An 18774-nucleotide genomic window follows, 5' to 3' on the forward strand; every position below is an offset into this window, starting at 1 on the left:
ATACAACCTGCCAGGAGGCGTCAAACGCCGGCGCCTCCTTTGGCAAATTTTTATAGGAGTGAGCAGGAGAAGATGAATAACATTGAAACGTATTATCCCGTTACTCCTTTGCAGCAGGGCCTCATTTTTCACAGTTTGCTGGAGCCGGAGTCCGGAGCCTACATCGTACAGATGGGGTTGAAGCTGCAAGGTCCTCTGAATATTCCGCTGTTTGAACAAGCGTGGCAGTGCCTCGTTGACAGGCACGCGATTTTTCGCACCAGATTCGTTGGCGGAAAAGTAAAAGAATACGTCCAGGTCGTCTTGAAGGATTTGAAAATTTCCCTGGTCGAACACGATCTTATTCATCTTTCTTCCTCTGAACAAGAAGCGTTTCTGCACCATTTTGCCAAAGAAGACCGCAAACGCGGTTTCGATATCGAGCAAGCGCCGTTGATGCGGCTGAATGTGTTTCATTTGAACAGCGAAACGGTTCATTTTTTGTGGACATTGCACCATGTATTGATCGACGGATGGAGTATGCCGCTTGTTTTCGGGGAAGTGTTTGCGGCGTACGAGATGCTCAGCAAAGGGCAGCCGCTGAGCCTCCCTCCGGTCAGAGCTTACCGCGATTACATTGTCTGGCTGAAAAAGCAGGATTTGCAGCAGGCGGAAGCGTTTTGGCGCACGTATATGCAAGGTTTTACCGAAGCCACGCCGCTTTCGTTCGGACGAGCCTACAAAAATCCGTACCTCGATCAAAAACAGTATCGGGAGCTGGATTTGACCGTCAGCGAGCAAACTTCCAAAGCGCTGCAAACATTGGCTCGCCAGCACCGCCTGACGGTCAATACGATCGTGCAAGGCGCGTGGGCGCTGTTGTTGAATCGCTACAGCGGCCAGGATGACATCGTATTTGGAGCCACCGTTTCGGGACGCCCGGCTGACTTGCCCGGAGTCGAGACGATGATCGGCTTGTTTATCAATACATTGCCAGTCCGCGTGCAAGTCAACGCGGAGGAAAGCGTCATCAACTGGCTCAAAACGCTGCAACAGCAGCAAGCGGATTTTCGCCAGTATGAATACACCCCGCTTGTGGAAATCCAGGGGTGGAGCGACGTCCCGCGCGGCCAGTCTTTGTTCGAAAGCATTCTCGTTTTTGAAAACATGCCTGTCGGAAAATCGGGAGGCGGGGAAAGCGCCATCTCGATTGTGGACGTCTATTCCGAGGAGCAGACCAACTATCCGTTTACGCTGGTTGCAGCTTCAGGCAAAACGATCGACATCAAAGTCAAATTCGATGAAAGCCAGTTTGAGCTTGCGGCGATTGAGCGGGTAGTCGACCAGCTTCATTCGCTCTTGAGCTCGATTGCCAAAAACGCGAAGCAGCGGATTGGCGATCTGTCCCTGATCAGCGAGAGCGAGCGGCAACAAGTTTTGGTCGAGTGGAACCAGACGGCAGAGGATTACCCGAGCGGGCTTTGCATTCACCAAGCTTTTGAACAGCAAGCAGAAAAGACGCCCGATGCAGTAGCGGTCGCCTATAAAAACAGAGAGCTGACCTACGCGCAGCTGAACGAGCGGGCAAACCAACTGGCGCATCGGCTTATCCGCAAAGGGGTCAAACCGGATACGCTCGTCGGCATTTGCCTGGAACGTTCCCCGGAAATGATTATCGGAATACTCGGGGTCATGAAAGCGGGAGCCGCCTACGTGCCGATTGACCCGGCCCATCCGCAGGAACGCATCGCCTATATGGTTGCCGACTCACAAGCGAGCGCATTGCTGACCCAGCAGTCGCTGCTGGAGATTTTGCCAGTGACAGCCGCACACGTGATTTGCCTCGACAGCGATCTTTTGGCGGATGAACCTGTTGACAACGCGTCTTCCGAGGTGACGGAGCAAAACCTTGCTTACGTGATCTACACGTCCGGCTCTACCGGATTGCCAAAAGGGGTCATGATCGAGCACCACAGCGCGATCAATTTGGCTTATGCGCTGATCGACGCTTTTGACATTCAGCCGACCAGCCGCGTTTTGCAATTCACCTCGTTCAGCTTTGACGTGTCAGTTTCCGAAGTTGTAATGGCTCTGCTCGCGGGTGCGACACTTGTCATCGAGGATCGGGAGTCGCTTTTGCCAGGCCCTGAACTAATTCAGGTTTTGCAAGAGCAACGCATTACAACCGTCTCCATGGTGTCTTCCGTTCTGGCGGCTTTGCCTGATGCTGATCTGCCTGACCTGCACACCTTGATTGTCGGCGGAGAAGCGCCGAGCCGCGAGCTTGTGGCACGCTATGCGCCAGGCCGTCAGTTTTTCAATTGCTACGGGCCGACAGAAGCAACCGTTTGCTCCACGATGATGCTCTGCCAGGCCGGGATGAACAACCCGCCGATTGGCCGCCCGATTGCCAACGCAACCGTGTACGTGTTGGATGCCAACCTCAATCCCGTTCCCGTCGGCGTGCCAGGGGAGCTGTACATCGGAGGCAAAGGCTTGGCTCGCGGCTACTGGAACCGCCCCGAGCTTACAGCCGAGAGCTTTATCCCGCATCCTTTTGGCACGGCAGGCGAGCGGCTTTACCGGACAGGCGATCTCGTTCGCTATCGGCAAGACGGCAATCTCGAATTTTTGGGTCGCATCGACCATCAGGTGAAAATTCGCGGCTACCGCATCGAATTGGGCGAGATTGAAAATGCAATCCGGCAGCACCCTGCCGTACAGGAGGCTGTCGTCATCGCCCGCGAAGAAAAAGCGGGAGACAAGCGTCTGGCCGCCTATCTGGTGGCAGCGGGAAAAGTACAGCCGCCTGCAGAGGAGATCGCGCTTTTCCTGAAAGAGACACTGCCTGAATACATGGTTCCGGCTGGTGTTGTTTGGCTCGATGCCATTCCGCTCACCGTCAACGGAAAAGTAGATCGCCGCGCGCTGCCCGTCCCGGATTGGGGCCAGCTTTCCACGAAGCGGGAGTATGTGGCGCCGCGCACGCCTACAGAGGAAATAGTAGCCAACATCTGGTCGCAAGTGCTTTCGGTAGAGCGGGTCGGCAGCTTCGACGACTTTTTCGAGCTTGGCGGGCATTCGCTGTTGGCTACGCAAACCGTTTCCCGTCTGAAAGAAGCGTTTGGCGTCGATTTGCCGCTGCGTGTGCTGTTTGAATGCTCGACAGTGAACAAGCTGAGCGAATGGATCGCGGCTGCTGGCGAAGACCAATCAGGGCTGTCGCGCATCCCGCTCGTTCCCGTTTCCCGCGATCGGCATTTGCCGCTTTCTTTTGCCCAACAGCGCTTGTGGTTCTTTGATCGGTTGATGCCAAACAGTGCGCTCTACAACATCCCGACAGCCGTACGCTTGCAAGGGGAGCTGGATATGGACGCTCTGGAGCAAAGCTTGCAGACGATCATCCAGCGTCACGAAAGCTTGCGCACGACGTTCACGGACCATAACGGAGAAGCCGTGTCGGTGATTCACCCCGAGATCGACTGGAAGCTGGAACGGATCGATCTGCGCGAACGGTCGGAGGAAATGCGCAATGAAGCAGGACTGCGCTTGGCGAAAGAGGAGGCGAACAGACCGTTTGACCTCGTCACAGGCCCGCTCATGCGCGCGACGATCATCCAGACAGACGAGCGTGATTTCATCTTCCTTTTAAATGTGCATCATATCATCGCCGATGGCTGGTCGGCAGGCATTTTGATCCGTGAATTGTTCCATTGCTATCAGGCGTTTGCCAAGGCGGAAGCTCCGCAACTGGCTGAATTGCCGATTCAATACGCCGATTATGCTTACTGGCAGCGCGAATGGCTCACAAGCGATGTTTTGGACGAGCAACTGTCGTACTGGCGGGCGAAGCTTGGGGGAGCAGAACCGCTGCTTGCCTTGCCGACAGATCGTCCTCGTCCCGCTGTGCAGTCTTATGCAGGCAGCAGCATCTCGTTGCTGTTCGATGACGAGCTGAGAGCGAATCTCCTTGCCTTGAGCAAAAGGGAAGGAACGACGCTGTTCATGACGCTGCTCGCAGCCTTCCAAGTGTTCCTGTACCGCTATACAGGCCAGGACGACATTCTCGTCGGCACGCCGGAAGCGGGCCGCAGTCGCCAGGAGACAGAAGGATTGATCGGCTTTTTCATCAACACACTCGTCATGCGAACCGACTTGTCAGGCGAGCCGAGCTTCAAAGAAGTGCTTGCCCGCGTGCGGGAGACGGCTTTGGGCGCGTATGCCCATCAAGACTTGCCTTTTGAAAAGCTGGTCGACGAGTTGAACGTGGAGCGCAGCCTGAGCTACTCGCCGCTGTTCCAGGTGATGTTTGTCCTGCAAAACATTCCGGTTCAGGCAGACGCGCTGGATGGAATCCGCATTTTGCCGCTGGAAGGCAGCCAGCAGGTGGAGACGACCAAGTTCGATCTCACCTTGACGATGGCAGAAGCGGCAAACGGTTTGGCGGCGACGTTCGAGTACAACACGGCGCTGTTTGAGCGAAGTACGGTGGAGCGGATGATCGGGCACTTTAGCTCGTTGCTGAAAGCCGTTGCTGCCAATGCGAACCAGGCGATCACTGCTTTGCCGCTGATGAGCGAAGTGGAGGAGCAGCAACTGGTCCTGGAATGGAACGATACGGCTGTGGCCTACTCCACGGAGCAGCTTGTCCATGAGCTGGTGGCACAAGTGGCCCGCGACATGCCAGACCAGCCTGCTGTCGTCACGCGTGATCAACTCCTGACGTACGGACAACTGGAAGCCAAAGCGAACCAGTTGGCGCACTATTTGCAAAAGCAAGGCGTGGGTCGAGGCAGTCTGGTCGGCATTTGCGTCGAGCGTTCTGTCGAGATGGTCATCGGGCAGCTGGCGATCATGAAAGCGGGAGCTGCCTACATTCCGATGGACCCGGCGTATCCGAAAGAGCGTCTCGCCTTCATGATGCACGATGCGAGCATGGCGATTGTGCTTACGCAAGCAAAACTCAGGCAAAAACTGCCCGCAGACACGAGTCGGCTGATTTGCCTGGACGCCGATTGGGAGACGATTGCGCAAGAGCCTACAGCAGCTCTGGTCAACACAACTGCCGCAAGCGACCTGGCCTACGTCATCTACACATCCGGTTCGACAGGCACGCCAAAAGGAGTCGAGATCGAGCACGCCGCTCTCTTGAATCTGATTTTCTGGCATCAGCGGGCGTATGATGTTACGGCGACAGACCGGGCATCGCAAATTGCAGGGACAGCTTTTGACGCATCCGTCTGGGAAATTTGGCCTTATGTAACAAAAGGAGCCACCTTGTATTTGCCGGAGGAGGAAATCCGGCTTGTCCCGGAAAAACTGCGTGACTGGCTCGTCGCTTCGAACATTACCGTAAGCTTTTTGCCGACGCCGCTGACGGAGAGCATGCTCGCTTTGGAGTGGCCGGGCGATACTGCGCTTCGCTACATGCTGACAGGCGGAGACAAGCTGCATCACTACCCGTCAGAGAAGATTCCGTTCACTCTCGTAAACCAATACGGCCCTACTGAAAATACGGTCGTGGCGACGGCGGGCATCGTTCCGAAAGAGGCAGGGCAAACGGCCGCTCCCACGATTGGCCGTCCGATCGACAACGTTCAGGTGTACATTCTCGATGCCCATAGGCAGCCTGTTCCTGTAGGCGTTTCCGGTGAACTGTACATCGGCGGAAGTTCCCTTGCGCGCGGTTACCTGAATCGTCCCGATTTGACGCAAGAGCGCTTTGTCGCTCATCCGTTCACGGAGAAAGCAGGGGCACGTCTCTATCGCACAGGGGATTTGGTGCGTTACTTGCCGGACGGCAGTATCGAGTTCATCGGTCGTGCCGACGATCAGACGAGCATTCGCGGATTCCGTGTGGAGCTGGGAGAAGTGGAGACGGCAATTGTTGCCTTGCCAGCGGTAAAAGAAGCGGTCGTCACCGTTTGCACCGACAAGCAAGGGACGAAGCGCCTGGCTGCCTACCTCGTTTTGGAGGAAGGGGCGGCGCTTGCGACAGGCGATATTCGCAAAGCGCTCAAGGAAACATTGCCGGATTACATGGTTCCGGCATTTTTCACCCAGCTGGCGTACTTGCCGCTCACGCCAAACGGCAAGGTAGACCGTAAAAATTTGCCCGCGCCGGATTTCCAGCGTCCGGAACTGGAAGGAGAGTTCGTCTCGCCTTCGACAGAAAAAGAACGGCGCTTGGCGGCCATCTGGAAAGACGTGCTCGGGATCGAACAAATCGGGATACACGACAATTTCTTCGAGCTGGGCGGCGACTCGATTCTCAGCATCCAGATCGTGTCCCGCGCGAATCAGGCAGGGTTGTCGCTTGCGCCGAAGCAGCTGTTCGAATACCAGACGATCGCGGAACTGGCGGAGATCGTGGAGGAAAAAGCAGCGGTGCAAGCGGAACAAGGAGCCGTCACAGGCGAGCTGCCGCTTTTGCCGATTCAGAAGTGGTTCTTCCGGCTTCCTTTGGCAAACCGCGATCATTGGAACCAGTCCGTGCTGCTTTCCATTCAGGCTGGCATCGATCCTGCGGCGCTGAAACAAGCGGTCGGACAGTTGATGCTCCAGCACGATGCCTTCCGCATGCGCTATACACAAAGCGAAAGCGGCTGGCTGCAAGCGATGGATGCGCCAAGCGAGACGATTCCGTTTCGCGTGGAAGATTTGTCCCAGCTGGCACCAGAGGAACAATCCAGTGCCATCGAAGCGATTGCCAACGAGACGCAGACGCAACTGAATTTGCGTGCCGGGCAAGTCGTGCAAACCATCTACTTCCATCTCGGAAAAGAGGTGCCGGGCCGCCTCCTGATCGTCGCCCATCACCTGGTTGTAGACGGCGTGTCGTGGCGGATCATCCTCGAAGACTTGCAGCATGCCTACCAGCAAATCGCCGCAGGTCAAGAGGTGAAGCTGCCAGCGAAAACTACGTCCTACAAAGAGTGGGCGCAAGAACTGGAGCGCTACGCGCATTCCGAAGCGTTCAAGCATGAAAAAAGCTATTGGCTGTCCAAGTCCTCCGTCCATTCGGCTGAACTGCCCGTAGACATGCCAGATAGTGCGGAAAATACGGAAGCGACAGTCAAGTCCGTTCATTTTTCCTTGACCGTCGAAGAGACGAAAGCACTTTTGCAGCAGGTGCCGCAAGCGTACCGTACCCAGATCAACGACGTCTTGCTGGCCGCTTTGGCCAAGGCGCTCGGTCAGTGGACGGGCAAACGCTCGGTGTTCGTCAACGTCGAAGGACACGGACGCGAAGAACTGGCGGAACATCTGGATTTGTCCCGCACCGTCGGCTGGTTCACCAGCATGTATCCGGTACACCTGCAATGGGACGAGACATTTTCGGTGAGACGGGCGCTTTTGACAACGAAAGAAGAACTGCGCGCCATCCCGAACAAAGGACTTGGCTACGGCGTGCTCCGCTACCTCCATGCGGAACAGGAGATCGTCGATTCCATATCCCGCATACAAGCCGACGTATTGTTCAACTACATGGGCAAAATTGATCAGATCGTCGGCAGCGATTCCTTGTTTGGCTCGGCACCTGAGTCCAGCGGAGCGAATCTTTGCCCGAGCGCGCAAAGGCATCACCTGCTCGACGTAAACAGCGTAGTGGCAGGGGAACAGCTCCACGTGACTTGGCGGTACAGCGAGAAGCTTCACCGGGAGAGTACGATTGCGGCAGTAGCGGAGAGCTTCATGGCTGCCTTGCGCGAGATTGTCGCCCATTGCACACTGCCGGAAGCAGGAGGGTACTCCCCGTCCGACTTCCCGTTGGCTGTACTGGAGCAAAAGCAGATCGACAAACACATCGGTTTCGACCGGCAAATCGAGGATGTGTACACGTTGTCTCCGCTTCAGCAAGGGATGCTGTTCCATTCCTTGTACAACCAGGACAGCGGCGATTACGTCGTGCAATTTGCGGTCACGTTCCAAAATCTGGACGTGTCTGTCCTGGAAAAAGCGTGGCAAAACGTGCTGGATCGCCACTCCATTTTGCGGACGCACTTCGTTTGGGAAGGACTGAGCGAGCCGCACCAGGTCGTGCGAAAAGACGTGAAAGTCACGCTCACCAAGGAAGACTGGCGCCACCTGCAAGCAGATGTGCAGGACGAGATGCTGGCAGCTTTTCTGGAAGAAGACCGCAGACGCAGCTTCGATATTGCGCAAGCGCCATTGTCTCGCTGGGTCGTCTTCCAGACCAAAGACGAGGAGTATCGCTTCGTCTGGAGCTTCCATCACGTTTTGCTTGACGGTTGGAGCGTTCCGATCGTGTTGAACGAACTGCTTGCCCACTATGCTGCAATCAGCGAGGGGCGAGAAGGAAAGCTTGTGCCTTCGCAGCCGTTCTCCCAGTACATTGCCTGGCTGAAGCGCCAGGATAGGGAAAAAGCGAAGCCATTCTGGACAGATCAGCTAAAAGGCTTCCACGAGCCGACTTCTTTGGGAATGGGCAAAAATGTTGCCGCTTCGCAGCAGAAGCAGTACAAGGAGCAAAGCGTCCTTTTGTCAGAGGAAGCGACCGAGCATTTGCAAAGCTTCACGCGCGAGCATCAGCTGACGCTCAATACACTCGTGCAAGGGGCATGGGGCTGGATTTTGGGAAGCTACAGCGGGGAAGAGGAAGTGCTTTTCGGGGCGACAGGTTCAGGGCGTCCGGCTGACCTTCCCGGTGTCGAGACGATGGTCGGTTCGTTCATCAATACGCTGCCTGTGCGGGTTCCGTTGCAGACAGATGCGACCTTGCTTGCCTGGCTGAAAGACTTGCAGCGACGACAGTTGGAAATTCGCGAGTACGAATACACGCCGCTGTTCGACATCCAGGGCTGGAGTGAACTGCCGCGCGGGTCTGCGCTGTTTGAATCGATTCTCGTGTTTGAGAACTATCCGACTGTGCAAGCAGCCAAAAAAGGCGAAGACGAGGCTGCATCTGCGACATCCGGCGTTTCTCTGGAAATTCACGATGTAGCGGCAGTCGAGCAAACGAACTATCCGCTGACGTTGGTCGCAGCGCCAGGCAAACAAGTGGCGTTCAAGCTGAAGTATGACCAGGATCGCTTCGATGACGCCATGATCGAGCGCGTGTTGAACCAGATGACCCGTCTGATGGTCTATATGAGCAAATCGCCAGAACTGCGTCTGAATGACGTCGCGTTGATGGATGAAGACGAGCGCAAGCAGGTACTGATCGACTGGAACCGCACGGAAAAAGAGTATCCGCGCGAGCTTTGCCTCCATCACGCCTTTGAACAGCAAGCGGCGAAAACGCCCGACAACATTGCGCTTGAATACAAAGAGCAAAGCTTGAGCTACGCCGGACTGAACGAGCGAGCAAACCAGCTGGCTCATCTGCTGCTCGCCCAAGGCGTTAAGCCTGACACGACTGTAGCGATTTGCGTGGAGCGCTCCATGGAAATGATCATCGGCATTCTCGGCGTGCTGAAAGCGGGAGCTGCCTATGTCCCGATTGATCCTGCCCATCCCGAAGAACGGATCGCCTACATGCTGGATGACTCGCAAGCGGTCGTCGTGCTGACCCAAGCGGGACTTGCGGACAAGTTCACGCAAGCGGCAGCTCCGGTCATTTGCCTGGGCGAGAAGCTGTTCGCGGATCGTGCGCATGTAGACGTGGACAACATTCAGACGGATGTTGCGTCCACGAATCTCGCTTATGTCATCTACACATCAGGTACGACCGGGCTGCCAAAAGGGGTAGCTGTCGAGCATCGCAGTGCGATGAACATGGTGCAGGCGTACATCGCCTATTTCGGATTGGACGAATCCAGTCGGGTCCTGCAATTCACCTCATTCAGTTTCGACGTCTCGGTTTCGGAAATTTGGCAGGCGCTGCTTTCAGGCGGGACGCTGGTCATCGAAGATCGCGAGTCGCTGTTGCCAGGGCCGGACCTCGTCCGCACGTTGCGCGAGCGCCGCATCAGCAAAGTATCGATGGCATCCTCCTTGCTGGCTTCGCTACCTGTGGCGGAATACCCGGATCTCGCCGTGCTGGAAGTAGGAGGAGATGCTTGCAGCCGCGAACTGGTTGCCCGTTATGCAACAGGACGAAAATTTTTCAACTGCTACGGCCCGACCGAAGCGACAGTCGGTACCGTGATCAAACAGTTGACGCTTGACGACGATACCCCGACAATCGGCCGTCCGTTCCCGAACACCAAGCTGTACGTGCTGGATCAAAACCGCAAGCCCGTTCCTGTCGGCGTGCCGGGAGAGCTGTACATCGGCGGCGAGTGCCTGGCGCGCGGATATTGGAACCGCCCCGAGCTTACAGCGGAGCGTTTTGTCGCCAATCCATTCGGACAACCGGGCGAACGGCTTTACCGGACTGGCGACCTCGTGCGCTACCTGCCGGATGGCAACGTCGACTACCTCGGCCGTTTCGACGATCAGGTAAAAATTCGCGGCTATCGTATCGAGCTGGGCGAAATCGCAGAGGCGCTCAGACAGCACGCAGCGATCCGTGAAGCAGTCGTGCTTGCGCGAGAAGTGCGACCGGGTGACAAGCGTTTGGCTGCCTATTTGACCAGCGCCGCCGAGCAAGAATTGTCCGTGGACGAGATCAAGCAATGGCTCAAGGAAAAGCTGCCAGACTACATGGTTCCGGCGAGCTACACGTGGCTTCCGGCCATTCCGCTGAACGTGAACGGAAAAGTCGATCGCAAAGCGTTGCCAGCTCCTGATTGGGGGCAAATCACGGCTGCGTACGTCGCTCCGCGCAACCCGCTGGAAGAAATGATCGCCAACGTCTTCGCAGAAGTGCTCGCCGTGGAAAAAGTCGGGATCGACGACAACTTTTTCGAGCTGGGCGGTCACTCCTTGCTTGCGACGCAGACGGTTTCTCGCCTGCGGGAAATCGTTGGCGTGGAACTGCAACTGCGCACGTTGTTTGAACACCCGACAGTCGCCGGGCTTGGCGAACAGCTGGAGCTGCTCACGAAGCAGTCATCCCGCAAGCTCGCGCCACCGATTGGAAAAGTATCCCGCAAGGAGCCGCTGCCTTTGTCCTTTACGCAGCAGCGCTTGTGGTTCCTGGAGCAATTTACGCAAAACAGCTCGATCAACAACATTCCGTCTTTCCTGCGCATCCAGGGCGAGCTAGACGTGGCCGCTTGGGAAGCGAGCTTTTCCGCGATCATTTTGCGCCACGAAAGCTTGCGAACCAGCTTCGAAGTTCGGGACGGCCGACCTGTGCAGGTCATTCAGCCGCATGGCGATTGGGCAATGACCCGGATCGATCTGCGTGCGCTGGAGCCTGCCGAACGGGAAGCAGAAATCAAGCGCCTGGCAGAACAGGCGATTGTCCAGCCATTTGACTTGACCAAAGGGCTGCTGCTCCGGGCGAGTCTGGTTCAGCTCGATGCCAATGACTTCGTTTTCCTGTTCGTCATGCACCACATTGCGTCAGACGGATGGTCGATGGGAATTTTGCTGAGTGAGCTTATGACCAACTACAAGGCGTTCCGTCAGGGAGAAGCGTCACCGCTTGGGGAATTGCCGATCCAGTACGCGGATTTCGCCGTCTGGCAACGGGAATGGCTGAGCGGAGAAGTTCTCGCTGAACAGCTCGGCTACTGGCGAGAAAAATTGAAGGGCAGCGAGCCGCTTTTGCAACTGCCGACAGACCGTCCGCGCCCGCCCGTCCAGACGTACGAAGGGGAGAAAATGTCCGTCCAGTTTGAAGCGGAGCTTTTGGAACAATTGCAAAGCCTGAGCCGAAAAGAAGGGGCAACCTTGTTCATGACGCTCTTTGCCGCGTTCCAAACTTTGCTGTACCGCTACACCAACCAGGACGACATTCTCGTCGGAACGCCGATTGCCGGACGCAACAAGCAAGAGACGGAGCAGTTGATCGGCTACTTCATCAATACACTCGTCCTGCGCACGGACATGTCCGGCCACCCAAGCTTCCGCGAGCTGCTTGCGCGCGTTCGCGAAACCGCGCTGGAAGCTTATGCGCACCAGGATGTTCCGTTTGAAAAACTGCTGGACGAGCTGCAACTGGAGCGCAGCATGAGCTACTCTCCGCTGTTCCAGGTGATGTTTATTTTGCAAAACATCCCGGTACAGGCTGAACCTGCTGGCGACATTCAACTGAGCAGCTTTGACCTTGAGCTGGGCGCTGTCACCTCGAAGTTCGACATGACGGTGACGATGGTGGAAACGCCGGACGGACTGCTTGCCACGTTAGAGTACAACAAGGCTCTGTTTGACAGCAGCACGATCACTCGCATGGTCGAGCACTTCCACAAACTGATGGAAGAGATCGTAGCGAACCCGGATCAGTCGATTACGTTGCTTCCGCTTATGCGCGAGGAAGAGGAGCAGCTGCTGATTACGGAATGGAACCGCACGGAAGTACCGTATTCGCGGGAAAAATGCGTCCATGAAATGATCGAGGAAATGGTGAGCAAAGCACCGGACAGCATCGCCCTGATCGTGGGTGAGCAGCGCGTAACGTACGGCGAGTTGAACAGGCAGGCGAACCAACTGGCGCATTCTTTGCGCAAGCAGGGAGTTGGCCCGGAAGTGCTCGTCGGCATATGCGCAGAGCGGACGGTCGAGATGATGATCGGACTTTTGGCGATCCTCAAGGCTGGCGGCGCTTATGTGCCTATCGATCCGGCGTATCCGGCAGAGCGGATTGCCTACATCATCGGGCATTCGCAAATTCCGGTTCTGCTTACGCAAGAACATCTGCTGCCGACGCTGCCTGAGCACCAGGCCAACGTCATTTGCCTGGATCGCGATTGGGCAACGGTAGCGGTTGAGTCCGAGGAAAATCCAGGCAAGCTTGCGACCTCCGACAATTTGATCTACGTCATTTACACATCAGGCTCTACCGGCAATCCAAAAGGGGTGGCACTGGAACACCGCAGCGTGATTTACTTCCTCTCTTGGGCGCATGACACTTATACGCCTGAGGAGATGAGCGGCGTCCTGTTCTCCACGTCGATCTGCTTCGACTTGTCTGTGTACGAGATGTTTGCCACCTTGACCATGGGCGGCAAAGTGATCATGGCGGAAAATGCCTTGCAATTGCCAGCCTTGCCAGCAGCCGATCAGGTGACGCTCGTCAATACAGTGCCGTCGGCCGCGACAGAGCTTGTCCGCATGAAGGGCATACCCGCTTCGGTGCGAGTCATCAACTTGTGCGGCGAGCCGCTTTCCAACCGATTGGCACAAGAGCTGTACGCCTTCCCGCACGTGGAAAAAGTGTTCAATTTGTACGGGCCGACGGAAGACACCGTTTACTCCACACACGCGATCGTGACAAAAGGAGCGACGAACGAACCGCTAATCGGCAGACCGCAGTTCAATACGCACGTCTTCGTGCTGGACAGCCACCGCAAGCCTGTGCCAGTAGGGGTGCCGGGGGAATTGTACCTCAGCGGTTCCGGCTTGGCGCGCGGCTACTTGCACCGTCCCGATCTGACCGCAGAACGTTTTGTGCAAAATCCGTTCCGCGAACCGGGAGCGAGAATGTACCGGACTGGCGACCTCGTGCGCTACTTGCCGGACGGAAATCTCCAGTTTGTCGGCCGCGTCGATTACCAGGTGAAAATCCGTGGCTACCGCATCGAGCTGGGCGAAATCGAGTCCGTGCTGAACCGCTTCCCGGGCGTCAAAGAGGTCGTGCTGCTCGCCCGTGAAGATCGGGAAGGCGACAAGTGCCTGGTTGCGTACATCGTGTTCGAGGCAGATTGCACAAGCAAGATTCACGATCTGAATCACTTTTTGGCCGACAAGCTGCCAGCGTACATGATTCCGCAGCATTACATGATTTTGGACAGCTTGCCGAAGACGCCAAATGGCAAACTCGATCGCAAAGCGCTGCCGAAGCCGGAATACGACCGCTCGGAAGCGGGAGTCGAATACGTCGCGCCGCAAACGCCAGTGGAAATCATGCTGCACGCGCATTGGGCTGCGGTGCTGGAAATGGAAACGATCGGGGTGCACGACAATTTCTTTGAGATCGGCGGACACTCGCTGCTCGCTACGCAACTGATTTTTAAAGTGCGCGAAGAGCTGCAACTGGAAGTGCCGTTGCGCATCTTGTTCGAGACGCCGACGATCGCGGGGATGGCCAAGACGATCGAGGAAATTATCAAACACGGTTTGACGTCCGTTTCCCAGGAGATCGACGCCAAAGGTCTTCAGGATGAAGTCGCGCTCGATCCGGCGATTTTGGCCGAACAGCCGTACGAAGGCGACCCGAGCCAGTTCCAGGCGGCGTTATTGACAGGAGCTACAGGCTTCCTCGGAGCCTTCCTGCTGCGCGACCTGTTGCAGATGACAGATGCAGACATTTACTGCCTCGTTCGCGCTTCTGGCGAAGAAGAAGGACTGGCCCGCCTGCGCAAAACGTTGCAGCTGTACGAGCTGTGGGATGAAGCTCAGGCACACAGAATCATTCCGGTAATCGGCGATTTGGCCCAGCCGCGACTCGGACTGTCTGCCGGGCAGTTTGACGCGCTGGCCGCAACAGTCGATGTCATCTACCACAACGGCGCCTTGGTCAACTTCGTTTATCCGTACGCCGCCTTGAAAAAGGCAAACGTCATCGGCACGGAGGAAATTATTCGCCTGGCTGCGGCCAAAAAGACCAAGCCTGTCCACTTCGTCTCGACGATTTTCACCTTTGCCTCGGAGGAAGGCGAGGAATCCGTCGCTGTTCGCGAGGAAGACATGCCGGAGAACAGCCGCATCCTCACTTCCGGCTATACGCAGAGCAAATGGGTCGCCGAGCACATCGTCAACCTGGCTCGTCAGCGCGGTATTCCGACAGCGATCTACCGTTGCGGCCGGATGACGGGCGACAGCGAAACAGGGGCATGCCAAAAAGACGACCTGATGTGGAGAATTGCCGCCGGAATCATCGATTTGGGCAAAGCTCCTGACATGAGCGGCGATCTGGACATGATGCCAGTCGATTTTGCAAGTAAAGGAATCGTTCACCTCTCCATGACCGAGCACAGCGTGAACAGCAACTTCCACCTGCTCAATCCGAACGCAACCGATTACGACGACTTGATCGCAGCCATCGAGAACAAAGGCTTTGAGCTGGAACGAGTCACGATGGACGAATGGATCGAAGCCGTGCAGGAAGACGCGAAGGACAAAGGCATGGACGCCAACTCGGCCGCACCGCTCGGCAATCTGTTCTCGGACGGTCACAGCAGCAGGGGCAGCGTCGTTTACGTCGGCAATAAAACGACTCGCCTGTTGCGCCAGGCTGACATCGAGTGCCCGGAAATCGATGAAGAGGTGTTTGCGAAAGTTCTCGATTACTTTGCCAGAACCGGTCAATTGCGTGTGACACAAAATACACGGAACTGACACAAAAACAGTCCACCCGACATCTCAATACAGGATGTTGGGTGGAAAAAAATGAAATTAATGGTAAACTTTAAATAACTATAAAATTTGGAGGTTTTATCCATGGAAGTAGATATGCAGCTCCTCGCTCCGCTGATTGGGATTCAATTGCTCCTGATGGTGATCGCGCTGATTGATCTTGTTCGCCGCGATGCCGGGAGAGTGGCGGGCGGAAAAAAATGGCCGTGGGCGCTCGGCATCATCTTTATCAATACGTTGGGGCCTATTGTGTATTTCTTTGTCGGCCGAAAAGACTAGCCCAAGAAACGAAGAAAGGGTTGACCTTCTTTGCGAGTAATCGAATGCGACGGCCTCACCAAGGAATACAAGGACCATAAAGCGCTCAAGAACGTTACTTTTTCCATCGACAATATCGGCTGCATCGGGTTCCTCGGGGGAAATGGCGCGGGGAAAACGACGACGATTCGCGTTTTGACTGGCCTGGCCGCACCGACAGCCGGAAAAGTGAAAGTGGTTGGCTACGACGTCGTAACCGAACGCAACAAAGTTACCAGTGAAGTAGGCTACTGCCCGCAAATTCCTGCCTTTTACAACTACATGACAGCAGTGGAGTGGATGCACTGGGTTGGCAAACTGTACGGATTGGACAAGCATACGATTGCGCAGCGCACGGATGAACTGCTGGAACTGTGCGGAATTAATGAAGCGCGCAATCGTCCGATCAGCGGCTACAGCGGGGGAATGAAGCAGCGTCTGGGAATTGCCCAGGCGCTGATCCACAACCCGAAGCTGCTCGTCCTCGACGAACCCGTTTCCGCTCTCGACCCCATGGGGCGGCATGACGTCTTGCTCCTGATCGAAAAGCTGAAACGGCACATGACGGTCTTCATGTCGACACACATCCTGGATGACGTCGAGAGAATCGCCGATCATATCGTGATCATCAAGGACGGCACGGTGCTTTTGTCATCCAGTCTGGAAGAGTTGCGGGCCAGCCATGTAGAGCCGTTGATCGAGTTCAAGCTGGATCAGGAGGACATCGATTTGGCGGACGTGCTGGACGGGCTTGCCTGGGTGAAAGAGTGGAGTCAGGATGGCGGCGTTTACAAGGTTTTCGCCAATGACATGCCGCAAGCCAAGGCTCGTCTGCCGCACATCGTTCTAGAATCTGGCGGGACGCTTGCGTATTATCGCCTGTCGGCATTGACCCTTCAGGATATTTTCCTCAAGGTGGTGAACAACGGATGACTTCCTACCCGATGATCCGCAAAGAATTTCATGAATTGATGAAGACCTACAAAATTCTCATCGTCCCGATCGTGTTTATCGCTTTGATGATCACGCAGCCGATCACGATGAAAATGCTGCCGGAAATTTTGGCCAATTCTACGGGACTGCCAAAAGGGACGGTCATCAATATCCCCACCCCGTCTGCTCCGGAAGTGCTCTCGACGGCGATCAGCAAATTCAGCTCGCTGGGCACGTTCGTGCTGATTCTCGTCGCGATGGGAACGATTGCCGGAGAAAAAGCGTCCGGGGTCGCCTCCATGGTATTCGTCAAGCCAGTCAGCCGGGCCAAGTATTACCTCGCCAAAGCCGTCACTTATTACGCCTTGACCGTCGGCAGCATGCTGATCGGGATCGGGATCACCGCATACTACACGCAGCTGCTTTTCGGCCAACTCGATTGGGCGCACGTGTGGCTCGGTACGCTCATTTACATACCGAACTTATTGCTTGTCGTAACGACGACAATTTGCGCCTCCAGCTTTTTCAACAACGCTGTCGGCGCTGGCGGGGCCTCGCTGCTTTTCAACATCGTGATTTTTACCGTGCCGCAGTTTCTCGGCAAGTTTTTGGACATGGTGTCACCGGGCGGACTGACAAACGCCGCGATCATGATGATCCAGGAAAACTCGACAATTGCCGAAGCCGCCATTACAGCTGTGCCGGGGCTTGCAGGCGTCTTGACGCTCAACTTCGTCTTTTTCTTCATGGGCTGGTACTTGCTGGAACGATCTGAAATCTAGGTGGGGGGCGTCGCTGTGGAACACTTTTGGCTAATCTGGGTGATCAGCGTCTTGTGCGCTCTAGGGATCATCCCGATTCAGTTCAGAACGATTCGCCAGCAAGTGCAGCTGCAAGCAGAGATGCATCCTGCCAGCAACAGCAAGGTTCCGCCAGTGCCTGTCATGGTTGCGCTGACGATGATTCAGACCTGCGTCATTCTCGCTATCGCGACTGCTGCAGGCTTGTGGCTCCTGCCTGCAACTGAGCTTCGGCTGTTTGTGCTCGATCACTGGTCGTCCGGGGCGGCGCTGCCTTTTTCCATGCAAAGCTTTTGGGCGGTGTCGCTTGGATCGGGCATCGCAGTAGGACTTGTGGTCAAATGGCTGGACCGCTTCTTTTTCCAGCCGCACATGATGGCGAAAAGAGGCAAAGAGCCGATCTCGTCGCGGCTACTCGGTGTCCTCTCGTCTTTTTACGGAGGGTTCTGCGAAGAAGTGCTCATGCGGCTCGGCGTCATGACGGTCGTCGTATTTTTGGCACAGAAGCTCGGTCTTGCAGACACCGCCTACTGGCTGGGCATTGGGGTTGCGGCTCTCGCTTTTGCTTGCGCCCACCTCCCGGCGAATTTCATGACGTACGGAAAAGGCAAAGTCGTCACGCTGTGGACACTGCTTTTGAACGGCATCATGGGCATCCTGTTTGGCTGCCTGTTCTGGCAATACGGCTTGGAAGCTGCCATCATCAGTCATTTCAGCGCAGATATCGTGCTGCATGTGATTTTCAAAAAAAGCAGAAAGTAGGGAAGCAAATGCTCGTAGTAACAACCGAAAACATTCCAGGTTATCGCATCGTTGAAGTGAAAGGAACGACATTCGGCCTGATCGTCCGCGCGCGAGGAATCGGCGGAGACATCATGGCTGGGCTGCGCTCTGTAGTCGGCGGAGAAATCAAGGAATATACCGTTTTGTTGGAAGATGCGCGCAAACAGGCGCTCGATCGCATGATCAAAAACGCCAACGCGATGGGAGCAAACGCTGTCGTCATGTTCCGCTACGACTCGGGAAGCATGGGCAACATGGGCGAAGTCGTCGCGTACGGCACAGCGGTCGTCGTTGAAAAGGTGTAGTGGATGATTTTTTTCGTCTATTACCTCATTTTTCAGGTCGTGCTCCTGCTCGTTCTGTTGATCTTGTCGAAAATCAAGGACAAGCGGCTGCACGAAGACCATGGAGAAGAAATCCCGCCCGGATTTGAGTGGACGAACGAAGTGAATATCGACCCCGTCTCGCAGGAAAAGCGCCGCGTCTACTACAATCCGAAGACAGGGGATCGGTATTACCGGATTGAGAAATGATCGGTTTGGATAGATTTCCGGTTGGAAAGAGCGGTCTTTTTGCAGGCTGGTTTGTTGAGGAACCCCGTGGGTAAACGGGG

At 55.8% G+C, this 18774-nt stretch carries 7 protein-coding genes; all 7 read left to right on the forward strand.

Features of this window, described 5'->3' with window-relative positions:
- Positions 1–72: 72 nt before the first annotated feature.
- Entirely contained in the window at positions 73–15330 is a 15258-nt protein-coding gene (gene lgrD, locus M2298_RS07445) for a linear gramicidin non-ribosomal peptide synthetase LgrD (RefSeq protein ID WP_280648392.1), read from the forward strand.
- A 102-nt stretch (positions 15331–15432) separates the two neighbouring features.
- Positions 15433–15627 (forward strand): PLD nuclease N-terminal domain-containing protein, encoded by a 195-nt coding sequence (locus tag M2298_RS07450; RefSeq protein ID WP_063231004.1) that lies wholly within the window; start codon positions 15433–15435, stop codon positions 15625–15627.
- Positions 15628–15657: 30 nt separating this feature from the next.
- Entirely contained in the window at positions 15658–16578 is a 921-nt protein-coding gene (locus M2298_RS07455) for an ABC transporter ATP-binding protein (protein WP_122963280.1), read from the forward strand.
- Positions 16575–17360 carry an ABC transporter permease gene (locus M2298_RS07460; RefSeq protein WP_173595973.1) on the forward strand — a complete coding sequence of 262 codons (786 nt, stop codon included), beginning with the start codon at positions 16575–16577 and terminating at the stop codon, positions 17358–17360. Before M2298_RS07455 ends, M2298_RS07460 begins: the two co-directional genes overlap by 4 nt.
- Before the next feature lie 15 nt (positions 17361–17375).
- Positions 17376–18140 (forward strand): CPBP family intramembrane glutamic endopeptidase, encoded by a 765-nt coding sequence (locus tag M2298_RS07465; RefSeq protein ID WP_173595974.1) that lies wholly within the window; start codon positions 17376–17378, stop codon positions 18138–18140.
- A gap of 8 nt (positions 18141–18148) precedes the next feature.
- Positions 18149–18466 (forward strand): heavy metal-binding domain-containing protein, encoded by a 318-nt coding sequence (locus M2298_RS07470; RefSeq protein WP_122963277.1) that lies wholly within the window; start codon positions 18149–18151, stop codon positions 18464–18466.
- Between the two features lie 3 nt (positions 18467–18469).
- On the forward strand, positions 18470–18694 hold the full coding sequence (locus M2298_RS07475) for a hypothetical protein (RefSeq protein WP_063230999.1): 225 nt from the start codon (positions 18470–18472) through the stop codon (positions 18692–18694).
- Positions 18695–18774 lie beyond the last annotated feature (80 nt).

The organism is Brevibacillus sp. 1238 (assembly GCF_029892995.1).
Classification (GTDB): Bacteria; Bacillota; Bacilli; order Brevibacillales; family Brevibacillaceae; genus Brevibacillus; species Brevibacillus parabrevis.

Bases quoted from the DNA above. Each gene is read 5' to 3' on its own strand.
- lgrD (WP_280648392.1), top strand. From the start codon at position 73: ATGAATAACATTGAAACGTATTATCCCGTTACTCCTTTGCAGCAGGGC.
- M2298_RS07450 (WP_063231004.1), top strand. From the start codon at position 15,433: ATGGAAGTAGATATGCAGCTCCTCGCTCCGCTGATTGGGATTCAATTG.
- M2298_RS07460 (WP_173595973.1), top strand. From the start codon at position 16,575: ATGACTTCCTACCCGATGATCCGCAAAGAATTTCATGAATTGATGAAG.
- M2298_RS07470 (WP_122963277.1), top strand. From the start codon at position 18,149: ATGCTCGTAGTAACAACCGAAAACATTCCAGGTTATCGCATCGTTGAA.
- M2298_RS07475 (WP_063230999.1), top strand. From the start codon at position 18,470: ATGATTTTTTTCGTCTATTACCTCATTTTTCAGGTCGTGCTCCTGCTC.